Here is a 23,259-nt window from a genome sequence, read left to right on the forward strand (position 1 = left end):
CGCGCGTCGTCACAAGCGTCGGAAATTCAGTGCCCTGCGCGGCTGAGCGGCCGCCGCGATGCGCTGGGCCGTTGCGCGGGCGCGGGGGCGCTGGCATGGCCCGGCGCGATGACCAGCGCACTCGACAAGACTTTCGACCCGGCCGCCATCGAAGCGCGCTGGTACGACCACTGGGAAACGAACGGCCTGTTCCGGCCCGATCGGCCGGGGGCCGAGCCTTTCACGATCGTCAACCCGCCGCCCAATGTGACCGGATCGCTCCACATCGGCCACGCGCTCGACAACACGCTGCAGGACGTGGTCATCCGGTACGAACGACTGCGCGGCAAGGATGCGCTGTGGGTGGTCGGCACGGATCACGCCGGCATCGCCACGCAAATGGTCGTGGAACGTCAGCTTGAGGAGCGACAGGACAAGCGCACGAACCATTCACGCGAGGATTTCGTGGAGAAGGTCTGGGCGTGGAAGGCGGAGAGTGGAGGCACGATCACGCGCCAACTGCGCCGGCTCGGCTGTTCGATGGACTGGGGCCGCGAACAGTTCACGATGGACCCGCACTTCACCGCCGCGGTCACGAAAGTCTTCGTCGACCTGCACCGCAAGGGGCTGATCTACCGCGACAAGCGACTGGTGAACTGGGACCCGCGGCTGAAGACCGCGATCTCCGACCTGGAGGTCGAGACGCGCGAGACCAAGGGCGGGTTCTGGCGCTTCCGCTACCCCTTCGCCGATGGTTCCGGCGCGGTCGAGGTCGCCACGACCCGGCCGGAAACGATGCTGGCCGACATGGCCGTGGCCGTCCATCCGGACGACACACGCTATGCAGGCGTGATCGGCAAGGAAATCCTCCAGCCCATCACCGGCCGCCGGTTCGCGGTGGTGGCCGACGAGCACGCCGATCCCGAACTCGGCAGCGGCGTGGTGAAGATCACGCCGGGGCACGACTTCAACGATTTCGAAGTGGGCAAGCGCGCCGGCATCCGGCCGGGCGACATGCTCAACATGTTCGATGCCGAAGCGCGCGTGGTCCAGACGGCAGATGGGCTGATCCCCGCCGAATTCATCGGCATGGACCGCTTCGACGCGCGCGCGCTGGTGGTGCAGCGGATGAAGGAGGCGGGCTTCCTCATTCCCCACGTGACGCGCGATGTGGACGGCGCGGCGGTGGAGGCGGACTTCGAACCCCGCACGATCCAGACTCCGTTCGGCGATCGCGGCGGCGTGGTGATCGAACCATGGCTGACCGACCAGTGGTACGTCGATGCCGCCACGCTGGCGAAGCAGCCGATCGAGGCGGTGCGCAGCGGCGAGATCGAGATTGTCCCGAAGACCTGGGAAAAGACGTTCTTCAACTGGATGGAGAACATCCAGCCGTGGTGCGTCAGCCGCCAGCTGTGGTGGGGGCACCGGATTCCGGCCTGGTACGATGGTGCGGGGAATGTCTTCGTCGCGGAAACGGAGGCGGAGGCCCAGGAGCAGGCCGGCGAAGGCGTAACCCTGACCCGCGACGAAGACGTGCTGGACACGTGGTTCTCCTCCGCGCTCTGGCCGTTCGCCACGCTTGGGTGGCCTGAGCAGACGGAGCTACTGGACCGCCACTACCCCAACGATCTCCTCATTTCCGGCTTCGACATCCTGTTCTTCTGGGATGCTCGCATGGCAATGATGGGCTATTTCAACATGGGCCAACAGCCGTGGAAGCGGCTCTACCTCCATGGCCTGGTGCGCGCGGCGGACGGGCAGAAGATGTCGAAGTCCAAGGGCAACGTGGTCGATCCACTTGGCCTTATCGACCGGTTCGGCGCCGATGCGCTGCGCTTCTTCATGGCGGCGATGGAAAGCCAGGGCCGCGACGTGAAGATGGATGAAAGCCGGGTGGAGGGTTACCGCAACTTCGCCACCAAGCTGTGGAACGCGGCCCGTTTCTGCCAGGCGAACGGCATCGGCGCCAGCAGGACGCTGGCCGCGCCCGCCGCGACCAGCGCCGTCAACCGCTGGATCGTGGGCGAAGTCGTCGCCACGCAGGCCCTGCTCGACAAGGCCATGGCCGACTTGCGCTTCGACGCCGCGGCTGGCGCCATCTATCACTTCGCGTGGGATACCTTCTGCGACTGGTACCTGGAGCTGATCAAGGGCGCGATCGATGACGAGACGAAGGCTGTCGCCGGCTGGGTGCTCGACCAGATCCTCGTCATGCTGCACCCGTTCATGCCCTTCGTGACCGAAGAGCTGTGGCACGCGCAGGCCCGCCTGACGGGGGACGTGCGGCCATACGATCTGATCGTGGCGCAATGGCCAGCGCCGGACGCGGCGGCCGATCCGGCGGCGAAGGCCGAAGTCGAATGGCTGATCGACCTGACGCGCAGCCTGCGTACCGCGAAGAACGAACTCGGCCTCGCCCCAGGCACGAAGCTGGAGGCTTGGCTGGCAACCCCGTCGGACACGGCGGCCAGGGTCCTGTCCGCGAACCAGGCCGCGCTCGAGCGGGTGGCCCGGCTCACCGCGGTGCACGTAGCGCCCGCGCCCGAGGGAGCGGCGATGCAGATCGGCGCGGGCGGCGACGCGCTCGTGATCCCGCTCGAAGGGTTGATCGACATCGCGTCCGAAAAAGCCCGCCTTTCCAAAGCACTCGCCGCGTCCGAGAAAGAGGCGCAGGCGCTGGCCGGCCGGCTCAATAACGCCAGCTTTGTGGAGCGGGCGAAGCCCGAGGCGGTCGAAAAGGCACGCGCCGATCACGCGCATCACGCAGGGGAATCAGAGCGCATCCGCGCGGCGCTGGAGCGGCTCGGCTGAACCGGCGGCGAAAAGTCCGCTTACGGGCCCACTCCGTTGCTTTGTCCTGTGAAACGGACGGCGCATTAGCCCGGATTTTACCCCCAAAGGCCCTGTAACATGTGTAACACGGCCCAGTCTCAAGCGGGCGGAGCGGAACGGTGAACCTCATCCTCGCCACAGACAACAGCGGCGGGCCGGAGATTTTCTCGTCGCTCCAGGGTGAAGGACTGTCGGCCGGCGTCCCGTGCACTTTCGTCCGCCTCAGCCGCTGCAATCTCGCCTGCGTCTGGTGCGACACGGCCTATACCTGGCGCTTCGAAGGGGACGCGCGTCCGCACCGGGACGGAATCGCCTTCAATCGCCGGGTCAACCAGGTGACCCTGTCGGTCGCTGAAACGGCTGCGGCGATTGACCGCCATACTCCGCGCCGGCTGGTGATCACCGGCGGCGAGCCACTGCTACAGGGCGCCGCGCTGGCGGAACTGGCCGCGAGTCTTCGCGGTTACGCTATCGAGGTGGAGACAAACGGCACCGTGGCCCCGCATCGCCGGTTCGACGGGTATGTCGAACACTACACGGTCAGCCCCAAGCTGGCGCACAGCGGCAACGCGCGCGAACTCGCGCTCGACCCGGTCCGTTTGTCGGCCTGGGCGGCGGAGCCGCGCGCCTGGTTCAAGTTCGTGATCGCCCGGCCCGCCGACGTGGAAGAGGTGCTGGCGATCCAGGCCCGCTTCGCCATCGCGCCGAACCGCATCTACCTGATGCCCGAAGGTACCGGCAGCGCCGCCTTGCGCGAACGCACGTCGTGGTTGGCGGACCTGTGCCTGCGCCACGGCTTTCGCCTTTCGGACCGGCTGCATATCCACCTCTACGGCGACACGCGGGGGACCTGACGGGCGTTACTTGCCCTGGCTGCGCCAGCGCTGGACGATTCGGTGGACCCGCTCTTCCTCGCCCCCGCTCTGGCGCCACAGGTCCACGAAGCTCGGGTCTTCGGAAGCCGGGCGCTTCTGTTCGTCGAGGTTGTCGAAGCTGACCCGGATCGGAATCGCAACACCTTCGCCGCAGATGATGCACTCGCGGTTGCGAAGCGCCGGGATGGAATCGAGGAACCCGCGCGCGCCTTCGGGCATCGCGGCCTTCACGAACGCCTGGTCGCGATCGTTGTTGAGACGCATGGAAATGATCGTGCCGCACTGGCTCAGAACGCCTTCGGCAAGGTCGCTGGGGCGCTGGGTGATGAGGCCCAGGCTGATGCCGTATTTGCGGCCTTCCTTGGCGATGCGGCTGAGGATCTTGCCGACCGACGATCCGTCGGCGTTCTTCTCGCTGGGCACGTACCGGTGCGCTTCTTCGCACACCAGCAGGATGGGCCGCGTGCGTTCTTCCCGCCCCCAGATCGCGAAGTCGAACACCAGGCGGCTCAGCACGGCGACGACCGTGCTGGTGATGTCGCTCGGCACGCCGGACACGTCGATGATGGCGATCGGCTTGCCCGCGCTTGGCATGCGGAAGATGCGGGCCAGGAATTCGGCCATCGTATCCCCGACCAGCATGCCGGAGAACATGAACTGGTACCGGGGATCGGTTTTCAGCTCGTCCAGCTTGGTCTTGATGCGCATGTACGGCGCCGAATTGGTCGCCTTATCGAGCTTGCCCATCTCGTTCTGCACCTCGTTGGAGAGGTCTGAGAGGAGATAGGGCACAGGCGAATCGACGGTGATCTTGCCCATCGTTTCGGCCAGTCGGTTCTTGGACCGGGCGCGCAGGAGGCACTTTGCCAGAATGTCCTGGTCGGTCTGCCGGTCGTTGCCGCTGCTGGAGAGGAGCACCTCGCAGTGCTCTTCGAAGTTCATCAGCCAGTACGGCATCTGCAGGTTGCTGACGTCGAGGATCAGGCCGGTATTGCGGAACGCGGCGGAGTATTCGCCGTGCGGGTCGATCATCACGATGTGCCCGTCGGGCGCGGCATCGCAGATGCGGTGAAGGATCAGGGCGGCGCTGGTCGACTTGCCGGTGCCGGTCGATCCCAGCAGCGCGAAATGCTTGCCCAGCATCGCATCGATATACAGCCCGGCGCGAATATCCTTCGTGGGATAGACCGTGCCGATCTGGATGTTGGAGCGCCCGTCGCTGGCGTAGATCTGGCGCAGGTCGGCGGTCGTGGCTGGATAGATCAGCGCACCCGGAATGGGATAGCGGGTGACGCCGCGGCGGAACCCGTTGATGCGGCCCGTCAGCTTTTCCTCGTTGCCCTCGCCCAGGAAGTCGATGTTGGCGATGATGCCGCCGCCGCTGCGCCGATCCTGCTTCTGGTTGCGCACGCTGGCGAGCAGCCAGGCGTTGCCGACGCGGATCTTGATCTGGCTGCCCACCTGGCCCGCCAGCGCGACCGAGGGGTCTTCATCCGCCATGCATTCGTTGAGCCGTTGCAGGTCGAGCGCAATCTGTGATCCCGAACCCGCGATCTCCAGCACGACGCCGATTGGCTGCATCGCGTTTTCGGCAGACGCGTTCGACGTGCCGCCAGCAGCGGGCGCCGCGTCCTCGAAATCGTTGAAAGCCTGCTTGTTAACGTCGTCCATCACTGCCCTGCCCCTGGCGTTCCCTTGTCGGGAGGCCATGGGGCCGGTGCGGTTAAGATCGGGTCAATGCCTGCGGCCTGTCTAGACGAGCGCGAACAGCCGCCCGGCCATCCATCCCATTCCGATCGACAGCGCAACCGCCAGGATGCCGTAGAAGAACGCCTGCTCCTGCGCGAACACCTCGACGAAACGCTCGAACCCGACTTTCCTGACCTCGACCTCGGCGACAGCAGAGGCGACCACCCGCCCGCGATCCACGGCGAACGTTTCGGCGGTATACGTCCCCGTCTGCACCCGCGATGGAAGGTTGATGCGGGCCTGGTAAAGGACATCTTCGCTGATGGTGACCCCGCGCATGTCCTCCGCATAAAGGCCCTGACGCCGCTTGAGGTCGACCAGCCCTTCGCGGAAACGCTGCTGTTCGGCCGGGTCTATCTCTCCGGTGGGAGAAAGCTGGATGAAATCGGTGCCGAATTCGTAGATCGCGGCGGTTTTCTCGTCGACGATCTCCGCGATCGGGCGCGATGCGGCGACCGCAAAGAACGAGGGCGCGGAGCGGAAGTCGGTGCTGGCGGCGTTGATCCAAAGGCCGCCGACCTTGGATTTCTCCCGCAGGCGGATCGGCGCGGTCGGGCCCTTGAGCACCACCACCACGTCGTACGGCCGTTCCGCCCGGACGCCGCGAGGGTCGAGAACCGCGCCGAACAGCAGCAGCTCCGTACCCGTGAACCCCTGGCGCACACGCACTTCGTGCTGGCTGACTTCCGGCACCAGGATCGGGTCCCGCTGCGCGGTCAGCGCCAGGAATGACAGGATAAGGAACAGGCCCCGGATCACAGCCGCGAAACCGTATAGATTTCGTCGGGGCGGACACCCAGGCCGAACAGCATCCGCAGCGCGATCAGCAGCACGATCGCGGCGAGGATCAGGCGCAGCGCCTCCGGCTTCGCCTTCTGGGCGAGTTGCGAGCCGATCTGCGCGCCCGAGACCGAACCCAGGAGGAGGAGCGCTGCCAGCACGAGGTCGACAGCCTTGGTGGTAAGGGCATGCGTCATCGTGGTGACCATCGTGACGAACAGGATGTTGAACAGGCTCGTACCTACGACCACACCTGCGCTCATGCCCAGGATGTAGAGCATGGCCGGCACCAGTATGAACCCGCCGCCCACCCCCATCAGCATCGTCAGGATGCCCACCAGGACGCCAAGAATGAGTGGCGCGAGCGGAGAGATATAAAGCCCCGACTTGTAGAATCGCCACCGGCCGGGGAGGCCGGCGATCAGCGGATGGTGGCGGCGTTTGGCCGCGCGCGGCTTGTCGCCGCCCTTGTTGGCGCGAAGGGTGCCGATCGCTTCCCGCGCCATCAGAATGCCAATCGTGCCGAGCATCACGACATAGAGGATGGAGATAACCGTATCGATCTGGCCGACCGACTGGAAGAAACGGAACAGCAGGGCGCCGATCAGGCTACCGATGATGCCGCCGGCGACCGTCACCATGCCCATGCGGTAATCGACGCCCCCGCGCCGGTTGTGCGCAAGCACGCCCGAAACGCTGGCACCGGTCACCTGGGTCGAGGCGGAGGCGGCGGCAACAGTCGGGGGGATGCCGTAGAAGATGAGCAGGGGCGTGGTCAGGAAACCGCCGCCCACTCCGAACAGCCCCGAAAGGACACCGGTGAGGGCGCCGAGCGCGACGATGACCAGCCCGTTGACCGACAGATTCGCGATCGGAAGGTACACGTCCATCGTCTGGCCCTACCCCGTGCTGCGGCGCGAATGAAGGTGCGCGGGGTCAGAAACCCGTCGAAAGCGTGATCGCCGGCCCATTCCCCGGGCTGGCGCGGCCTGCCACGCGTACGCGGTAGTCGAGCGACAGCCGCACCGCCGCCGGACCTTCGGCCGCTGCGAGCGATAGTGTGGGCCCGATATCGAGCCGCTCGGCAAACTTCTGCGCCCCGCCCCAAGCGCCCGCGCCGGCATCGAGCCTGACCGGTCCCACCATCCCCACCGTGCGCGTCACGCGCGCCTGTCCGTCGACGAACGCCGTGTCGTGTCGCCCGTCGACCCACCCGGCCTGGGCATATCCTTCCGCCGTCAAACCCAGGGGCAAATCCATCGGCGGGACCTCAGTCACGGCAAACGCCGCCGGGCGCAGTTCCGTATCGGCCCCCACGCGCGTTGCCCGGGCCTCTGCAATCACGCGCACCGGCAGACCTGCGATCGGCCGAACGCCCAATCCGGCCGCAAGGTCGGCCTGCCGCGGACGGTCAGGGGCATAAGTCGCGCGGAGATGGACCGACGGCTGGTGCGGGCCCGCCGCCAGAATGCGGCGTATCGAGGCACCGGCTTGCGAGCCGCCATAACTGGCGGGCCGGGCGCCGTCCGCGATGCGGACCAGCCCGCTGCCGGGGCGCCAGGCGGCCCACGCGTCCAGGCGCCACGGACTGGCGCCCTGAACAGGTCGTTGAATCAAGAGATGCGGTGCGCCGGGCGCTGCGTGCAGAAGGGGCGGCGCAGTGCGTTGCGGTTCCGAAGACATGGTCGTCGCGTAGCTGACCGGGGGCGCCATCGTGACCGACTGTAATGGTGCCGGTCGGTGCGGAACTGTCGCTCGGGCGGGCCGCCCCGGAAAGGCGATGCTCGCCGCCGGGTGCAGCAAGTCCTTCACGCGGGCCCTCGGCGCGCGCACATGATCGCCACTCCGCACCGCGTCCGGCACACCCGCCGCGGGGGCGATGACCGAGCCTTCGCGTGACGCCGCGAGCCGGAAAGTGGCAGGCGCGGTGCGATCAGGGAACGGCGTGTCCCACGTATAAGCTCGCACACCGGCCCATCCCACGACCAGCAGCACGAGCGCGACGAGAGGTTCCCCGCGCCGCCGGGTGCTTGCCATGCTCACGCCCCGGCTCCCGGACGCAAGGCGGGGTGGACCGTGTGGCGGGTCTTGTCCCAGCGCGGCTTCCGGCCGGCCAGCGAGGCAAGATAGCCGGCGAACGCACGGCGTCCGGCCATGATGGCGATGATGTTCGCCACAGGGATTCGCAGGATGGCGCGAAACCCTTCGCGCACCCCGTGCTCCCGCGCGGTAAAGGCGAACCGCCAGGCGGCCCGCCAGACAAGGCTGCAAAGGTTCAGGATAAGCAGCGCGACGAGGAGCGGCGAAGGTTCGACCCATGTGCCCAGACCGGCCAGCCGGGCCACTCCGCCGACCGCGAACATCGCAACCAGCAAGTAACCGATCGCCGTCAGGAGCGCCGTCAGCGGACCGCGCCTGTCGCGAAAGCGCATCCACACGTCCACCGGTCGTCGTCCCCAGCCCAGGCGATCCCACGATTGAAAGGCGATGCCGAGAACCCAGCGGGTCTTCTGGCGGACGGCACAATCGAGCTTGGCCGGGAAGCACGCGCGAGTGGCGATCAGCCGCCCGTCCGGTGCGCGCGCCCGGACGAAGCGGGACGGGCCGCCCAATGCTCCGATTCCCAGACCCAGTTCGTAATCTTCCGTCAGGCTGTCCGCGGCAAACGGCCCGCCCGATCCGCGCGCGGACGCGATCCGCGCAAGCGGTTCGCGCGCGATCGCGCAACCGACGCCGGCGGTGGGGAGGCTTGCCCCGAGCGCGTCGCGGACGACCATCACCCCTCCGTGCGCCGCGGCGAATTCGTCAACGTAGTGCGACGCGATCCAGCGAGAATCCTCCATGGGATGCGGCAGGACGGGCAACTGGACGAGATCAGCCGTTCCGATGTGCGCGTCCAACAGGCCCAGTGCCAGCGGATCGACCATGTCTTCGGCATCATGGAGCACGACCATATGGGCCCGCACGCCCTCGCGCATCTCGTCCTCTTCGAGAGCCCGGTAGAGCCGGTTCAGGCAATCGGCCTTGGTTGTCGGCCCGTTCCGTTCATGAAGCACCAGGCGGGCGCGCGGATCTCCTCCGCAAGCCGATTCCACCGCCTCCGCGGTCGCCGGATCGTTGGGATAGCAGCCGACGTACAAGCGCAAATCGGCGTGCGGCCAGGCAGACAGCATGTGCCGCACCGTGGCGCCGATAACCGCCGCTTCGTGCCACGCGGGAACAAGGACCGCCGCGCGCCCGGTGAGGGGCACCGGCAGTGCCGGCTCTGGCACGCGCTCGCTTTTGCCCCGGCCGGTCAGCCGCAGCCACAGCCAGATCAGGTCGATCGCCAGGTCGTCGATTGCGCCGAGCAGGAAGAAGACGCCGGCAAACAGGAGCAGTTCGTGCTGGACGAGCACGAACCATTCCGCAAATGAGTACGTCCCCATTGGGCGAGTGCGACCCCTCCACTGCCGAACGCCTTGCCTAGCACCGATCATTCACGGCGCAAGAATATGCGGCCACAATTTCAATAAGGTATTCATGGAACATAATCGCCGGACGCTCGCGGACGCCCTTGCACCAGTGAAGGCCCTGTTCGTGCAGGACGCGGGCGCGGGCATTCTCCTGATCCTGGTCGCCGTCGCCGCGATGGTCGCGGCCAATTCGCCCCTCGCCGACGCCTACCGGGCGATGTTCTACACGCCGCTTCCCTGGACCCCGATCCCCAAGCTCGACAACCTGCACCTGTGGATCAACGACGGCCTGATGGCGGTGTTCTTCTTCGTCGTCGGGCTCGAGGTGAAGCGGGAGATGATCGAAGGGGAACTGTCCAATCCCGCCCAGCGGCGCTTGCCCATGCTTGCCGCGGTCGCCGGCATGGCGGCACCGGCGGCGGTCTATCTCCTGGTGGCAGGCTCTGACGCCGCACTGGCGCGTGGCTGGGCGATCCCGGCCGCGACGGACATCGCCTTTGCGATGGGCGTCCTCGGCATCCTGGGCAACAGGGTTCCGGCAACGCTGCGCCTGTTCCTCCTGACGGTCGCGATCGTTGACGACATCGGCGCAGTGATGATCATCGCGGTCTTCTACACCGGCGGACTGAACCTTGTGTGGCTGCTGGCGGCGCTGCTGGTGCTGGGGGGCATGATCGCGCTCAACCGGTCCAACGTCGCGCGCACATGGCCCTATATCGCGCTCGCGCTGGTGCTGTGGTTCTGCGTCCTCCATTCGGGGGTGCACGCAACGATTGCAGGGGTTGCCGCCGCCCTCACCCTGCCGATGGTCGGCGCCAACAACGACACCATGCTGGAACGGGTGGAGCACGCTCTCGCGCCCTGGAGCGCCTATCTCATCGTGCCGATCTTCGGTTTCGCCAACGCCGGGGTCAACCTGGCGGGCCTGGGCATCGAGGGTCTTCTCGCGCCCCTTCCCGTCGCGATTGCGGCCGGGCTGGTCGTGGGCAAGCAGGCTGGCATCTTCGCGGCGATCTGGATCGCGGACAGGATCGGCTATGCCCCCCGCCCGCAGCATGCGACCTGGCCGCAGATATGGGGGGTGGCGATGCTGTGCGGTATCGGCTTCACGATGTCGCTGTTCATATCCGAGCTGGCCTTCCCCGGATCGCGCATGCTGATCGAGGAAGCGAAGATCGGCATCCTGCTCGGTTCGCTCGTCTCCGCGATCGCGGGTTACGCGGTCCTGCGCATGACGACGCTGAGCGACAGCGCCCGCGCCATGGAACGCGACGCGGGCGTGTGACCGCTACCAGCTTCCGGTGTTTTCCATGCTGGCCCACGGCTCCTGCGGCGGCAGATGCCCGTCCTGGAGCAGTTCGACCGAGATACCGTCGGGCGACTTGACGAATGCCATATGCCCGTCGCGCGGCGGGCGATGAATGACATGCCCGGCGTCGGCCAGTCGCTGGCAAGCCGCGTAGATATCGTCCACCCGATAGGCGAGATGGCCGAAATTGCGGCCTCCGGTGTAGACTTCCGGCGGCGAACCGTCCGCGGGCGGCCAGTTGTGGGTGAGTTCCACCTCGGCCACGCCTTCCTGCCCGGGCGCGGCGAGGAAGATCAGGGTGAAACGCCCCTGCTCGTTATCGAAACGCCGCACCTCTTCGAGGCCGATCAGCCGGAAAAAGGCGATCGTGGCCTCCGGATCGGTGACACGGATCATCGTGTGGAGGAACGTCACCATGGCAGGGATCCCGTCAGAAACTCGCGCCGAGGGAGAACACCACGGTATCGTCCGTGAAGCCGTCGATGCCCGGTCCCTCTGACCCGACATAAGCCGCGCCGAGCGTAAGTCCGCCGAGCACGGTCGCCTTGGCACCCAGCGACCAGTCGAACCCGGTCCTGTCCCCCGTGCCGGCGAGCAGCGGCGGGGCGAGCGGGCCGTCGGTATAGCCGAGGCGTGCCGTCACCGTCAGCGGCGTGGTCGGAATACCGGAACTGAGTTCGGTGTGAATGTACAGGTTGTCGCCGCCGCCGAGCGCATCCTGGCTCCACGCATAGTTGACGCCGGCCCGGGCGCTCAACGGGCCAAGATCTCCCGTCACCGTGGCGTAGGGTTCGAAGAATCCCGCATCGACACCCGGACCGTTGGTGGGAAACGCGTAGTAAAGCAGGCCCACGTCGATCCCGACGCCTTCCGCCACGCCGCCGCTCCAGCCACCGAACACGTCGAGTTCGACATCGCCGTAGAGGTCCGTGCCTCCGTCATCGATCGACGACGCCCAGGTTCCCGCGTAGAATCCGCTGTCGTGGGCGACTGTCACCCCGCCCTGGATGGCCGGATCGCCGCCCGACCGGGACACCCCGCGGAACCGGTAGTCCGTGACGGCGGTGGCGCTCCCCGAGACAGTGAACGCGCCGAGACCCGGGGACGCGTCCTGCGCAAACGCCGGGGTGGCGGCCATCGCGGACGCCGCCAGCAATGCGCCGACGATACCGCGTGTGGACAGAAACATGGCAAACTCCCCAGATTGGCGCTCCGGCTCGCCTCCGGCACGCACCTGTTGCGGCTTTGAGCGCGTCAATGGCGAGAATGGGCTTTCCTGTCGCCCGGCCCTTCATCGTACAAGACAAAAATGAACCGGCCCCTCCCAACAACCCAGCGGGGGAGCGGCTGTCGGCCACGGCCATTAAGCGCCCGGTCAGCGATTGAACGCCACCGGCTGCTGCCCTATGCGCCGCGCTTCCATGTTCAGCCCGTTGCTCCAGATGTTCCGGCCCAAGGCCGAACCCCGGCCACTGCCCTCGGTGCCGCCCGGCACGCGGTGGTACGCGGTGGGCGACGTTCACGGCCGGCTCGACCTGTTCGACGCCATCCGCGAAGCGATCGAGGCCGACGATTCCGCATCGCCCCCTGCCGCGACCACGGTGGTGCTGCTGGGCGACCTCGTCGATCGCGGGCCCGACAGCGCCGGCGTGGTGGCCCGCGCACGCGACTGGCAGACCCGGCGATCCGTGCGGCTGCTGTCCGGCAATCATGAGGAAATGTTCCTCGATTCCCTCGAAGATATCGGGGTGATGCGGCACTTTCTGCGGCATGGGGGCCGGGAAACCGCCCTCAGCTACGGAATTCCGCGCGCCGAGTACGACCAGGCCAGCCTGGAGGAATTGCAGGCGATGCTCAACCGCGCCGTACCGGCGGCCGACATCGCCTTCCTGAACGCGGCGAGCAACTACCTGATCGCCGGCGATTACCTCTTCGTGCACGCCGGCATTGCTCCCGATGTGCCGCTGGAAGAGCAGAAGCCGCATCACCTGCGCTGGATCCGGGAGCCCTTCCTGGAGCACGACGCGCCGCATACGCACTTCGTCATCCATGGGCACACCATCACCGAAGACGTTGATGAACGGGCGAACCGCACGGGTATCGATACCGGCGCCTATCGCACCGGCGTGCTGACGGCCCTGGTGCTCGAGGGAACCGCGCGGCGCCTGATTCAGGCTGTCGAGCGCAATGGTGCGGTCACGATCGAACGAGAGGCTTACGCAGCATGAAGATCGCGATGATTGGTTCCGGCTACGTCGGCCTGGTTTCCGGCGCGTGTTTCGCCGATTTCGGGCATGAAGTGGTCTGCATCGACAAGGATCAATCGAAGATCGACCTGCTGAACGGCGGGGTCATGCCCATTTACGAACCCGGCCTGGCCGACCTGGTCGAAACCAACGTGAAGGCCGGGCGCCTTTCCTTCACGACGGACCTTGCGGCCGGCATCAGCGATGCCCGCGCCATTTTCATCGCGGTGGGCACCCCAAGCCGCCGCGGGGACGGCCATGCCGATCTCTCGTTCGTCCATGCCGTGGCGCGCGAACTGGGCGAAAATCTCGCCAACGATGCCGTCATCGTCACGAAGTCCACCGTGCCGGTGGGCACCGGGGATGCAGTGGAACGGATCGTCGCGGACAGCGGTACCCCGCATCGCTTCGCGGTCGTCTCCAATCCGGAATTCCTGCGCGAAGGCGCCGCGATTGCCGATTTCAAGCGGCCGGATCGTATCGTGATCGGGGCGGAAGACGATTTCGGGCGCGACGTCATGCGCGAGGTTTATCGCCCGCTGTTCCTCAACGAATCGCCGATCCTGTTCACTTCTCGCCGCACCAGCGAGCTTATCAAGTACGCCGCCAACGCGTTCCTCGCGACGAAGATCACCTTCATCAACGAGATGGCGGACCTGTGCGAGAAAGTGGGGGCGGACGTGCAGGACGTTGCGCGCGGCATCGGCATGGACAACCGGATCGGGAAGAAATTCCTCCACGCCGGCCCCGGTTACGGCGGCAGCTGCTTCCCGAAGGACACGCTCGCCCTCCTCAAGACGGCGGAAGATTACCAGAGCCCCGTGCGGATCGTGGAGGCCGTGGTCGGCGTGAACGAAACCCGCAAGCGCGCGATGGGCCGCAAGGTGATCGATGCGCTCGGCGGCAACGGCTCTGCGCGCGGGAAGAAGGTCGCGCTGCTCGGTCTCACGTTCAAGCCCAATACGGACGACATGCGCGATTCCCCTGCGATCGCGATCGCCCAGGCGCTCGTCGATGCCGGTGTCTCGGTCTCGGCCTACGACCCGGAGGGCATGGAACAGGCCCGCCCGCTGATGCCGGAGGTCGTGATGTGCGACAGCCCCTATTCGGCGATCGAGGGCTCCGATGCCGTGGTGATCGTCACCGAGTGGGACGCATTTCGCGCGCTCGATCTCGATCGCGTGAAAGCGCTCGTGAAAACGCCGGTCCTCGTCGACCTGCGCAATATCTATCGCCCGATCGAGATGCGTCGGGCGGGTTTCGAATACGTCAGCGTCGGACGCGCCTGAGGCAGGGCCGGCGGGCGGGGCGCAACTGCGCGGCCCCAGCCCGCCGCATCGGCATCAGCGGCCGGCGAGTTCCTTCACCAATGCTGGCGCGGGATAGATTTTCTCCAGCGCTTCCTGCACCGCATCGGTCGACACCGCGACCGTGCGGTTGAGCGTGCCGTCGTATCCGTAGGTCCCGCCCAGTGAGTGGATGTTGCCGTCGAAGGCGGCGCCGATCACCGTGCCTGCACGGTCGATAACCGGCGATCCGGAATTCCCCCCGATGATGTCGTTGGTGGTCACGAAGTTGTAGGTCGCACGCGGATCGATCTGGCTCTTGCGGGCCAGGAACGCGCTCGGCGCGTCGAACGGTTCGCTTCCCGTCGCACGGTCGAACGTGCCGCCCAGCGTGGTCTGGAACGGCACCTGCTTCCCGCGTTCGGTCCAGCCGGCCACCTTGCCGTAGCTGATCCGCAGCGTGAACGTGGCGTCGGGATAGACGCTGTCGCCATAAGCTGCGAAGCGCGCGTCGGCGAGCTGGCTGCCGGCGATCGCCAGCGGCGCGCTGTAGGCCGCATCCGTCAGCCGCTGAAGCTCCCGCTGCCGGTCGGCGAGCCGCAGGGCATAGACGATCATCGGATCGTCCGACGCGCGGATCGCCTTGATGCCGCCGTCCCACAATGCCTTGCGCACCGCAGGATCGGCCAGCCGGGTGCCGTTCACCAGCGACTGCGACAGCCCTTCGGGGCTTGCCTTGCCGAGCAGCAGCTGCGTGTCGGGATCGTCCGCGCCCAGGTATTCGCGCGCCTTCGACAGGCTCCACTGCATGCGCAGTTCTTCCAGCCACGGATAGACCGGGCGCTGGTCGAGCGTGCGCTTCTGGAGCAGCGGCAGCGCGCTGTCGGTGTAGCCCGGCAGGCGCTCCGCATTCGGCTTCTCACGCTCCTGCGCGGCGAACACCAGCGTGCGGGCATAGCCGTAGAGCTGGCCGGAAGGCGTGGTGAAACGCGACGCGAGATAGAGCGGGCGGTACGCGCTCACCGCGCTGTCGATCGTGGTCCACGGGTCCGCGCCGCCGGCACTGCGCGCCTTGAGGTCGGCTTCGGCCGCGGCGAGCTTGCTGGTGAACGCGGGATCGTTCAGCGCTTTCGTCTGGCCGATGAAGACCTTGAGGCTGTTCTCGATGCCGTTCAGCGTATCGAGGCCTTCGCGCTTCTTCTCGGGGCTTTCCTGCATGGCGCGGATCAGACGGCCGCGCAGTTCCGACGTCGTCGCCACTGTTATCGGCAGCGCGACCTCCCGCGTGAAGGCGAGCTGGCTGGCGGTGAACAGGCGGCTTGTCGAACCCGGGTTGCCAACCACGAATGTGATCTCGCCATCCTTCGGCGGGCGCGGGTTCCACTTGAGGTGGTTCGGCGTCGCCACCGGCTTGCCGTTCTCGTATGCGCGCAGGAAGCTCGCATCCATCGAGTAACGCGGGAAATTGAAGTTGTCGGGATCGCCGCCGAACGTCGCGGCCCGATCCTCCGGCGCCCAGGCGAGGCGGACGTCGGAATACTTGCGGTACTTGTAGAGCTTGTACTGCCCGCCGCCGAACAGGCTGACGACCTGGCAGCGCGTGGTGGCGGTATCGGTGCAGCCGGCCGTCTCGATCGCGGCGATCTTGCCGTCGCGCGCCTTGGTCAGAGCCTCGCCCGTCAGCGTGCCGAACACGCCCTTCACGTCGTTGGTGACGTCGGTGATGCTGGTCACGACTTCGGCCTGCTGGCCCGGGCACTTCAGCTCCATGTCGCGCCGCCCGGCGACGAAGCCGCGGTCGAGGTAATCCATCGCCGCGGTCGAATTGTCGTAAAGGCAGCTGGCGATGCAGTGGTGGTTGGTGAGGATGAGGCCCTGCGCCGAAACGAAGCTGGCCGAGCAGCCGCCGGTCAGGCGCACCGCGGCGTTCTGCACTTTGCCCAGCCACGCCTGGTCCGGCGCCCAGCCGTAATCCGCGCGCATCTTGGCGGCCGGGAAGCCATCGAAGGTCCACATCCCTTCGTCCGCAGCGGCGGGCGCGGCGACCAAGGTTGCGGTGGCGGCGGCGGTGGCGAGAAACAGGCTGCGCTTCATCGGATAAAGTCCTCGTTCGAGCGGGGAATCGCGCGGCTTCCATCTCCCCGCAGCGCGGCAATGTCCAGACGGGTCGTTACGGTTGTTACCAGGGGGCCTGTAAGCCGGGTTCTGTCCGGCGGCCGGTATCCCAGGGGACCAGCGCCGCCGGGGCAGCCATTCATCTAGGCGACGTGTTGCCACGTGCGCTCAAGCAGCCAACCCGGGCCTCTCGGGACGAAACATCCCTGCCCCCGTGGGGGCGCGAGGCCCCTATTTGGCCTTGCTCCGGGTGGGGTTTGCCGTGCGGGCCCTGTTGCCAGGACCCCGGTGCGCTCTTGCCGCACCCTTTCACCCTTGCCGCCGCTCGCGCGGAGGCGGTCTGCTCTCTGTGGCACTGTCCCTTGGCCTGAAACCGAAGTTCCCGGCCCGGCGGGTGTTACCCGCCACCCTTGTTTCGTGGAGCCCGGACTTTCCTCGGCGCTCTGGCGAGCGACGCGGCTGCCCGGCCCCCTGGTCCGTCCTATCTAGCGCGCCCCTGGTCGCGATCCAAGAGCAGTTGGAACAGGATCGCCCGCACCTGCCCGTCGATCGCGCCGTCGATCCGTTCCGGCCGCCAGCGACGCTGGAACGCCGCCACGGCCTTGTGCCCGTCAGTCACATCGTAACCGAACCGTTCAAGCGCGAGGTAGAACGCCGCGTCGTTGTCGAACGGGTCGCCCGCTTCCAGTCTGGTCGGTCGGGGAAGGCACAGCCGGTGCTCCGCCAAGCGATCCCACGGGAACAGCTCGCCCGGGTCGATCTTGCGCATCGGGGCGACATCGGAATGGCCGACCACGTTGGCCCGCGGAATGTCGTACGCCTTCACGATCCGTGCCAGCAGCGGCAGCAGCGCATCGATCTGCGCGTCGGCGAACGGGCGGTACCCCAGGGCATGGCCGGGATGGTCGAGTTCGATCCCGATGCTCGCCGAATTCACGTCGGGATGGCCGCGCCAATAGCTCTGCCCGGCGTGCCAGGCGCGCTTGTCCTCGTCCACGAGGCGGATCACCTCGCCTTCTTCGGTGATCAGGTAGTGCGCGCTTACCCCGGCGTCCGGCGCGGTCAGGCGGGCGAGCGCATCCTCCGCCGGCTTCATCTCGGTATAGTGGATCACCACCATGGAGATCGGCAGCGCCCGATCGTTCCAGTTGGGCGAGGGAACCGTGCGGTGGACGAGCTCGTCCATCGGTCAGCCTTCGGGCAGTACCGCGCCCAGCACCAGCGCATCGTCCGACAGCATGAACTGGAGGCCTCCGCCCGCCTGCGCCGCGAGCTGCGCGATCATGTAGGCGGCCGAGGTGCGGCTGGTGAGCTCGCCCGGTTGCAGCCGGTTCTCCAGCGCCCGGCCGATCGTCTCGTCGAAGGCGATGCGCGGCCCGCTGGCGCGGACCACGATCTCGCTGGCACCGTCGCGCCGTTCCGCGCCGATCGCCAGCGTCCCGCCGCGCACGAGTGCGTCGAGGCCTATCTGCGCGAAGTTGAGCAGCACCTTGACCGCGCCCTTGGGCAGGCGATCGGCCGAAAGCGACCAGTCCAGCGTCACCCGCTTGGCATCGCCAACGAGCGCCTCGGTCACCTTGCGCGCTTCGTCCACCGGCACGCTTTCGCCGAAGCCGCCGGCAGCGCCGAACGCCAGGCGGAAGAACTTCAGCTTGTCCGCGCTGGTCCGCGCGCTCTGTTCCAGCAGGTCCATGCACCGTTCGCGCATATCCGGATCGCGTTCGTCGGCGAGCAGCTCCAACCCGTTCGTCAACGCGCCGACCGGCGACAGCAGGTCATGGCAAAGGCGCGAGCAAAGAAGGGCGGCGAGTTCGAGCGGGTCCGGCTGGTTCATGTGAGGTGCGTGTTTCCTGAAGCGTGGACCGCACGGACCACAGTCCTGGTCCAATGAATCCCGTGTCCCCGATCCCGCGCGCGGAAGCGGTACGGGACGGGCGGGCTGTCGGTCATGCGCGCTGTCCTAGCGGCCATCCCATTGGTAGGAAAGTGGCACGAAGCCATCCGGCTCGTCGCGCCACCAGCCCACCGTCCCTTCGCCGACGATCGCCCACACCCTGCCGTCGCCCGTGGCGTGGGCGCGGTCGGTCGCGCTCGGCGCGGGCGGGCCGAAGGGGTGGGAATGGTAATATCCAAGGACCTGCGGGCCGCCTTCCCGCGCGGCGCGGTGCGCGCCTATCAGCGCGCGCGGATCGATCTCGAAGTGCGCCGCCGGGTCGGGGTGGACATTGGCGGCGGGCCGAAGGGTGTCGATCCGGTCTCCGCTTCCCAGGATCAGCCCGCACGCTTCCTGCGGGTGCGCGGCCGCCGCCTCGGCCAGCAATTGCCCCTCCAGTTCCGCGCGGGCTTGCGGCGCCAGGAACAAGCGATGCTGCGACACGCGCATCAGGGAACCGTTTTCGGGTTGCACCCCTTCCCCCTACCCATTCGCCCCGAGCTTGTCGAAGGGCCGCGACTGGTTCGGTCGCGCGCAGGGATGACAACGCCGGTCATGTGCGCGAAGGCGCATCTGTGAGCGACGGCGAAACCATCAGCGGCACCGTTCAGGGCCCCGCCCGCCTGGACAAGGCGCTTGCCGACGCGAGCGGACTGTCGCGAGAGCGGGTGAAGGCGCTCATCGCCGGGGGCCGGGTGACGGTGGCGGGCGCGGTCCCGGTCAACCCTTCCGCGAAAGTCGCCGGCGGCGCGCCCTTCGCGATCCGCCTGCCGCCGGCCGCCCCGCTCGATACCGAGGCGCAGGACATCCCCCTCGACGTGGTGTTCGAGGACGATCACCTGATCGTCGTCGACAAGCCCGCCGGGCTCGTCGTGCACCCGGCCGCCGGCAACCTCGACGGAACGCTGGTCAACGCCCTGCTGCACCACTGCGCCGGGCGCCTGTCGGGCATCAATGGCACGCTGCGGCCGGGCATCGTCCACCGGATTGACAAGGACACGTCGGGCCTGCTGGTCGTGGCGAAAAGCGATGCGGCGCACGAAGGGCTCGCCGCGCAATTTGCCGATCATTCGATCGAGCGGACATATCTGGCCGTGTGCGGCGGTGTGCCGCGCCCGCCGCAGGGCACCGTGGATGCGCGGGTCGGCCGTTCGGACGCCAACCGCAAGAAGATGGCGGTGCTTCCCGCCACCTCCACCCGGGGCAAGCACGCGGTGACGCATTACCGGACGTTGCGTACCTTCGCCCACGCTGCGCTGATCGAATGCCGGCTGGAAACAGGGCGCACCCACCAGGTCAGGGTTCACCTTGCATCAATCGGTCATCCGCTATTGGGAGACCCTGTCTATGGACGCGATCCCGCTCCGCTGCGCCCCCTCATCCGGGAACTCGGTTTTCACCGCCAGGCGCTTCATGCCGCGAGCCTGGGATTCATCCATCCCGTCAGCGGCGAACGCCTCGGCTTCGCTGCGGAACTGCCCGCCGACATGGCGGAACTAATCGATCGGATAGGAGATTGAAATCGACGAAATGCACTGCACGCGCCAGTGTGTTTAGCCTATAACGATGGAGCGTGCCCCCCACGCGGGATGCCCGGCAGGGGTCCCGAGCAACTCGGGCGACGCGATGAAAGGTCAGGGTTAACGTGAGTAAGTCAAAGTCTGTATCGGTCCCTGTGTTGAGCGGTGAGCAGAGCCTCAACCGCTATCTCGCGGAGATCAAGAAATTCCCCATTCTGACGCCCGAGCAGGAATACATGCTCGCCAAGCGCTATGCCGAGCATGAGGATCCCGATGCGGCGGCCCAGCTCGTCACCAGCCACCTGCGGCTCGTGGCCAAGATCGCCATGGGTTACCGCGGCTATGGCCTGCCGGTGAGCGACCTCATTTCCGAAGGCAACGTCGGCCTGATGCAGGGCGTCAAGAAGTTCGAACCCGATCGCGGCTTCCGCCTCGCCACGTATGCCATGTGGTGGATCAAGGCGAGCATGCAGGAATTCATCCTGCGCTCGTGGAGCCTGGTCAAGATGGGCACCACCGCCGCGCAGAAGAAGCTGTTCTTCAACCTCCGCCGGATGAAGAAGGAACTGGAAGCCTACGAGGATTCCGACCTTCACCCCGACGATGTGGCCAAGATCGCGACCGACCTCGGCGTGCCCGAGCAGGAAGTGATCAACATGAACCGGCGCATGATGATGGGCGGCGACGGCTCGCTCAACGTCTCCATGCGCAATGGCGAGGAAGGCGCCGGCGAATGGCAGGACTGGCTGAAGGACGATCGTCCGCTCCAGGACGAAACCACCGCCGAGGCCGAGGAAGCCCACGTGCGGCACGAGATGCTGGTCGAGGCGATGGACAGCCTCAACGAGCGTGAGAAGCACATCCTCACCGAACGCCGCCTGACGGACGATCCGCAGACCCTGGAGGAACTGAGCCAGGTCTACGACGTCAGCCGCGAACGCATCCGCCAGATCGAGGTGCGCGCGTTCGAGAAGCTGCAAAAGGCGATGCAACGCATCGCGACGGAGCGGCTGTTGCCGGCGCCCCAGGCGGCGTGATCGAAGAAGGTCCGGACCGGCGATTGATGCAGATCAATGTCCGGCGGTAATCAATGCGATAGTCGAAAGGCCGGCCGGGGGACCTTCCCTGCCGGCCTTTTTCTTGAGAGCGAGGGTTGCCCATGCTGACAACGACCGGGCTTGTCGTGGTGGCCATCGGCCTTGCCATCGTGTTCGGGACCTTCCTCCACCTGCTGATCAACGCGCGCAGCCTGATGCGGGCAATGCGCCCCTTGTCCGATGGAGAGATCAAGGTCGGCCAGGGAGAGCAAGGGCCCTCCCGCAAGACCATGATCGCCTCGCTGGTGCTCCACTTCGTAGGCTGGGCCATCGCCGGTTTCGCCTACCTGACGATGCTTGCGGACGTGGAGGCAAGCGCCCCGCCCCCGGCGTCCGAGACCAGCGCCGCCGTGGGCGAATGACATTGCGCTTTGCGGCGGGCCGGCAAACCGGCTAGCCGCTTGGCCATGATTTTGCGGCTGCTCGCCAAACTGGTCATCGGGTTCATCGGCATCAGCCTGCTGCTCGTAATCCTCTACCGCTTCGTGCCGGTGCCCGTCACCGCCACCATGCTGATGGACCGCAACGGCATCACCAAGGACTGGGAACCGCTGTCCAGCATCGACCGCAACCTCGTCTCCGCCGTGATCGCGGGCGAGGACGGCAAGTTCTGCAGCCATAATGGATTCGACCGGGAAGCGATCGAGAACGCCATCCAGCGCAACATGGAAGGCGGGCGCATCCGCGGGGGCTCCACCGTCAGCCAGCAGACCGCCAAGAACGTGTTCCTGTGGCAAGGCGGCGGCTACCTGCGTAAGGGGCTGGAGGCGTGGTTCACGTTCCTGATCGAGAACCTGTGGACCAAGCGGCGCATCATGGAAGTTTATCTGAACGTGGCCGAGACCGGCATCGGGACCTATGGCGCGGAAGCCGGGGCACAGCGTTATTACCGCAAGTCCGCCGCGCGCCTTTCCCGCATGGAGGCCGCCCGCATCGTCGCGGCGCTGCCCCTTCCCAAGCAACGGTCGGTAGTGAATCCCACCGGCTTTACCCGCCGATATGGCAATACCATCGCCGCGCGCATCGGCGTGGTGCGGCGCGACGGGCTCGACGCCTGCGTTTACGAGTGAGCTGATGGGCGCGGGACACTCTCACTCGCATGGCCACGCGCATGGCGCCGCGGACCATGGCGCTGCCTTCGCGATCGGGGTCGCGCTCAACCTCGCCTTCGTGATCGTGGAGGCGGCGTTCGGGTTCCTCTCCGGATCGATGGCGCTGGTGGCGGACGCGGGGCATAACCTGTCGGACGTGCTGGCCCTCGCCCTGGCGTGGGGCGCCAGCGTGCTTGCCCGGCGGCCCCCTGCGGGGCGATTTACCTACGGCTTCAAGAGCTCGACCATCCTTGCCGCGATGGCGAATGCCGCGCTGCTGCTGGTGGCGATCGGCGGGATCGCGTTCGAAACCTTCAACCGCATTGCCGCCCCGCCCGAGGTGGAGGGGCGCACGATGATCTGGGTCGCCGGGATCGGCATCCTGGTCAACGCGGGCACCGCAATGCTGTTCGCGCGCGGCCGCAAGCACGATCTCAACATCCGCGGCGCGTTCCTCCACATGGCGGCAGACGCGCTCGTGAGCCTGGGGGTGGTCGTGGCCGGCGCGGCGATCCTGCTGACCGGTGAACGGTGGATCGATCCCGTGACCAGCCTCGTCATCGTGCTGGTGATTGCCTGGGGCACGTGGGGACTGCTGAAGGACAGCGTCAAGCTCGGCCTCAACGCCGTGCCCGGCCATATCGACGAAGCGGCGGTGCGCGGCCATCTCGCGGGGCTGGCGGGCGTGGCGGCGGTGCACCATCTGCACATCTGGCCGATGAGCACGACGGAAGCTGCACTGACCGCGCACCTGGTCATGCCGGGCGGGCATCCGGGCGACGCGTTCCTTCACGCGGTCGCCCACGATCTCGATCATGATTTCGGCATCGGCCACGCGACGATCCAGGTCGAAATGGAATTAACCGGCGCGGACGCGGAAAGGCACGCCTGCCGCTAGGGCATGATATCGAAGTGCAGCACGTCCTCTCGCGCGCCGAGCTTGGTCTAGAGCGCGATGGCGGCGCCTATCGCGTAAGCGTTAGCATGGA

General features: G+C 66.9%; 21 protein-coding genes and 1 other RNA gene. 10 read left to right on the forward strand and 12 right to left on the reverse strand.

All coding sequences use genetic code 11. The annotated features are described in order from the left end of the window. Positions 1-108 precede the first annotated feature (108 nt). The gene (locus GRI40_RS05380; RefSeq protein WP_160610391.1) at positions 109-2,793 is read left to right on the forward strand and encodes a valine--tRNA ligase; all 2,685 of its coding nucleotides are present in this window, start codon (positions 109-111) and stop codon (positions 2,791-2,793) included. 140 nt (positions 2,794-2,933) lie between these two features. Continuing rightward, positions 2,934-3,668, forward strand: a complete 735-nt coding sequence (locus GRI40_RS05385; protein ID WP_160610392.1) for a radical SAM protein — start codon at positions 2,934-2,936, stop codon at positions 3,666-3,668. 6 nt (positions 3,669-3,674) lie between these two features. Here the strand turns inward: GRI40_RS05385 and GRI40_RS05390 are convergent, their stop codons facing one another. The 5 genes from GRI40_RS05390 to GRI40_RS05410 all read right to left on the reverse strand — a co-directional run bounded on the left by GRI40_RS05390 (position 3,675) and on the right by GRI40_RS05410 (position 9,646). Next, positions 3,675-5,360, reverse strand: a complete 1,686-nt coding sequence (locus GRI40_RS05390) for an ATP-binding protein (RefSeq protein ID WP_160611445.1) — start codon at positions 5,358-5,360, stop codon at positions 3,675-3,677. Positions 5,361-5,441: 81 nt separating this feature from the next. Continuing rightward, a complete protein-coding gene (locus tag GRI40_RS05395) occupies positions 5,442-6,197 on the reverse strand; it encodes a TIGR02186 family protein (RefSeq protein ID WP_160610393.1) in 756 nt (251 codons plus the stop codon). Next, positions 6,194-7,108, reverse strand: a complete 915-nt coding sequence (locus GRI40_RS05400) for a sulfite exporter TauE/SafE family protein (RefSeq protein WP_160610394.1) — start codon at positions 7,106-7,108, stop codon at positions 6,194-6,196. The genes GRI40_RS05395 and GRI40_RS05400 overlap by 4 nt, the downstream gene beginning before the upstream one ends. A 46-nt stretch (positions 7,109-7,154) precedes the next feature. Then, the gene (locus tag GRI40_RS05405; protein ID WP_160610395.1) at positions 7,155-8,261 is read right to left on the reverse strand and encodes a hypothetical protein; all 1,107 of its coding nucleotides are present in this window, start codon (positions 8,259-8,261) and stop codon (positions 7,155-7,157) included. Continuing rightward, positions 8,258-9,646 (reverse strand): glycosyl transferase family protein, encoded by a 1,389-nt coding sequence (locus GRI40_RS05410; protein WP_160610396.1) that lies wholly within the window; start codon positions 9,644-9,646, stop codon positions 8,258-8,260. Before GRI40_RS05410 ends, GRI40_RS05405 begins: the two co-directional genes overlap by 4 nt. A gap of 94 nt (positions 9,647-9,740) precedes the next feature. Between GRI40_RS05410 and nhaA the strand changes: the two genes are divergently transcribed. Then, positions 9,741-10,958: a Na+/H+ antiporter NhaA gene (nhaA, locus tag GRI40_RS05415; RefSeq protein ID WP_160610397.1), complete on the forward strand. Its 1,218-nt coding sequence runs from the start codon at positions 9,741-9,743 to the stop codon at positions 10,956-10,958. Between the two features lie 3 nt (positions 10,959-10,961). On the opposite strand, the gene GRI40_RS05420 is transcribed toward nhaA, so the two are convergent. Together GRI40_RS05420 and GRI40_RS05425 are read right to left on the reverse strand one after the other, a co-directional pair. After that, positions 10,962-11,399 (reverse strand): VOC family protein, encoded by a 438-nt coding sequence (locus GRI40_RS05420; protein ID WP_160610398.1) that lies wholly within the window; start codon positions 11,397-11,399, stop codon positions 10,962-10,964. Between the two features lie 13 nt (positions 11,400-11,412). Then, a complete protein-coding gene (locus GRI40_RS05425) occupies positions 11,413-12,171 on the reverse strand; it encodes a TorF family putative porin (protein ID WP_160610399.1) in 759 nt (252 codons plus the stop codon). Positions 12,172-12,388: 217 nt separating this feature from the next. On the opposite strand from GRI40_RS05425, the gene GRI40_RS05430 reads away from it, so the two are divergent. Together GRI40_RS05430 and GRI40_RS05435 are read left to right on the forward strand one after the other, a co-directional pair. Next, positions 12,389-13,210 (forward strand): metallophosphoesterase family protein, encoded by an 822-nt coding sequence (locus tag GRI40_RS05430; RefSeq protein WP_337190500.1) that lies wholly within the window; start codon positions 12,389-12,391, stop codon positions 13,208-13,210. Then, positions 13,207-14,517: a UDP-glucose dehydrogenase family protein gene (locus GRI40_RS05435; protein ID WP_160610401.1), complete on the forward strand. Its 1,311-nt coding sequence runs from the start codon at positions 13,207-13,209 to the stop codon at positions 14,515-14,517. Before GRI40_RS05430 ends, GRI40_RS05435 begins: the two co-directional genes overlap by 4 nt. A gap of 54 nt (positions 14,518-14,571) precedes the next feature. On the opposite strand, the gene GRI40_RS05440 is transcribed toward GRI40_RS05435, so the two are convergent. The 5 genes from GRI40_RS05440 to GRI40_RS05455 all read right to left on the reverse strand — a co-directional run bounded on the left by GRI40_RS05440 (position 14,572) and on the right by GRI40_RS05455 (position 19,012). Beyond that, the gene (locus GRI40_RS05440; protein WP_160610402.1) at positions 14,572-16,608 is read right to left on the reverse strand and encodes a S46 family peptidase; all 2,037 of its coding nucleotides are present in this window, start codon (positions 16,606-16,608) and stop codon (positions 14,572-14,574) included. 84 nt (positions 16,609-16,692) lie between these two features. Then, an RNA gene (gene rnpB / locus GRI40_RS05445) (RNase P RNA component class A) lies at positions 16,693-17,104 on the reverse strand. 6 nt (positions 17,105-17,110) lie between these two features. Further along, a complete protein-coding gene (locus GRI40_RS13650) occupies positions 17,111-17,815 on the reverse strand; it encodes an N-acetylmuramoyl-L-alanine amidase (RefSeq protein ID WP_202390140.1) in 705 nt (234 codons plus the stop codon). Positions 17,816-17,818: 3 nt separating this feature from the next. Further along, positions 17,819-18,463, reverse strand: coding sequence for a histidine phosphotransferase family protein (locus GRI40_RS13655; protein ID WP_202390141.1), 645 nt, complete (start codon positions 18,461-18,463; stop codon positions 17,819-17,821). A 126-nt stretch (positions 18,464-18,589) separates the two neighbouring features. Beyond that, positions 18,590-19,012, reverse strand: coding sequence for a M67 family metallopeptidase (locus GRI40_RS05455; protein WP_160610403.1), 423 nt, complete (start codon positions 19,010-19,012; stop codon positions 18,590-18,592). A 125-nt stretch (positions 19,013-19,137) separates the two neighbouring features. On the opposite strand from GRI40_RS05455, the gene GRI40_RS05460 reads away from it, so the two are divergent. From GRI40_RS05460 to GRI40_RS05480, 5 genes are all read left to right on the forward strand, one after another. After that, positions 19,138-20,082 carry an RluA family pseudouridine synthase gene (locus GRI40_RS05460; protein ID WP_160610404.1) on the forward strand — a complete coding sequence of 315 codons (945 nt, stop codon included), beginning with the start codon at positions 19,138-19,140 and terminating at the stop codon, positions 20,080-20,082. A gap of 125 nt (positions 20,083-20,207) precedes the next feature. Further along, the gene (rpoH, locus tag GRI40_RS05465) at positions 20,208-21,119 is read left to right on the forward strand and encodes an RNA polymerase sigma factor RpoH (RefSeq protein ID WP_337190501.1); all 912 of its coding nucleotides are present in this window, start codon (positions 20,208-20,210) and stop codon (positions 21,117-21,119) included. 122 nt (positions 21,120-21,241) lie between these two features. Next, positions 21,242-21,541: a hypothetical protein gene (locus GRI40_RS05470; RefSeq protein WP_160610406.1), complete on the forward strand. Its 300-nt coding sequence runs from the start codon at positions 21,242-21,244 to the stop codon at positions 21,539-21,541. Positions 21,542-21,586: 45 nt separating this feature from the next. Continuing rightward, entirely contained in the window at positions 21,587-22,249 is a 663-nt protein-coding gene (mtgA, locus tag GRI40_RS05475) for a monofunctional biosynthetic peptidoglycan transglycosylase (protein WP_160610407.1), read from the forward strand. Positions 22,250-22,253: 4 nt separating this feature from the next. Further along, positions 22,254-23,168 carry a cation diffusion facilitator family transporter gene (locus tag GRI40_RS05480; protein WP_160610408.1) on the forward strand — a complete coding sequence of 305 codons (915 nt, stop codon included), beginning with the start codon at positions 22,254-22,256 and terminating at the stop codon, positions 23,166-23,168. Positions 23,169-23,259 lie beyond the last annotated feature (91 nt).

Source organism: Tsuneonella aeria, from assembly GCF_009827495.1.
In the GTDB taxonomy this organism is placed as follows: Bacteria; Pseudomonadota; Alphaproteobacteria; order Sphingomonadales; family Sphingomonadaceae; genus Tsuneonella; species Tsuneonella aeria.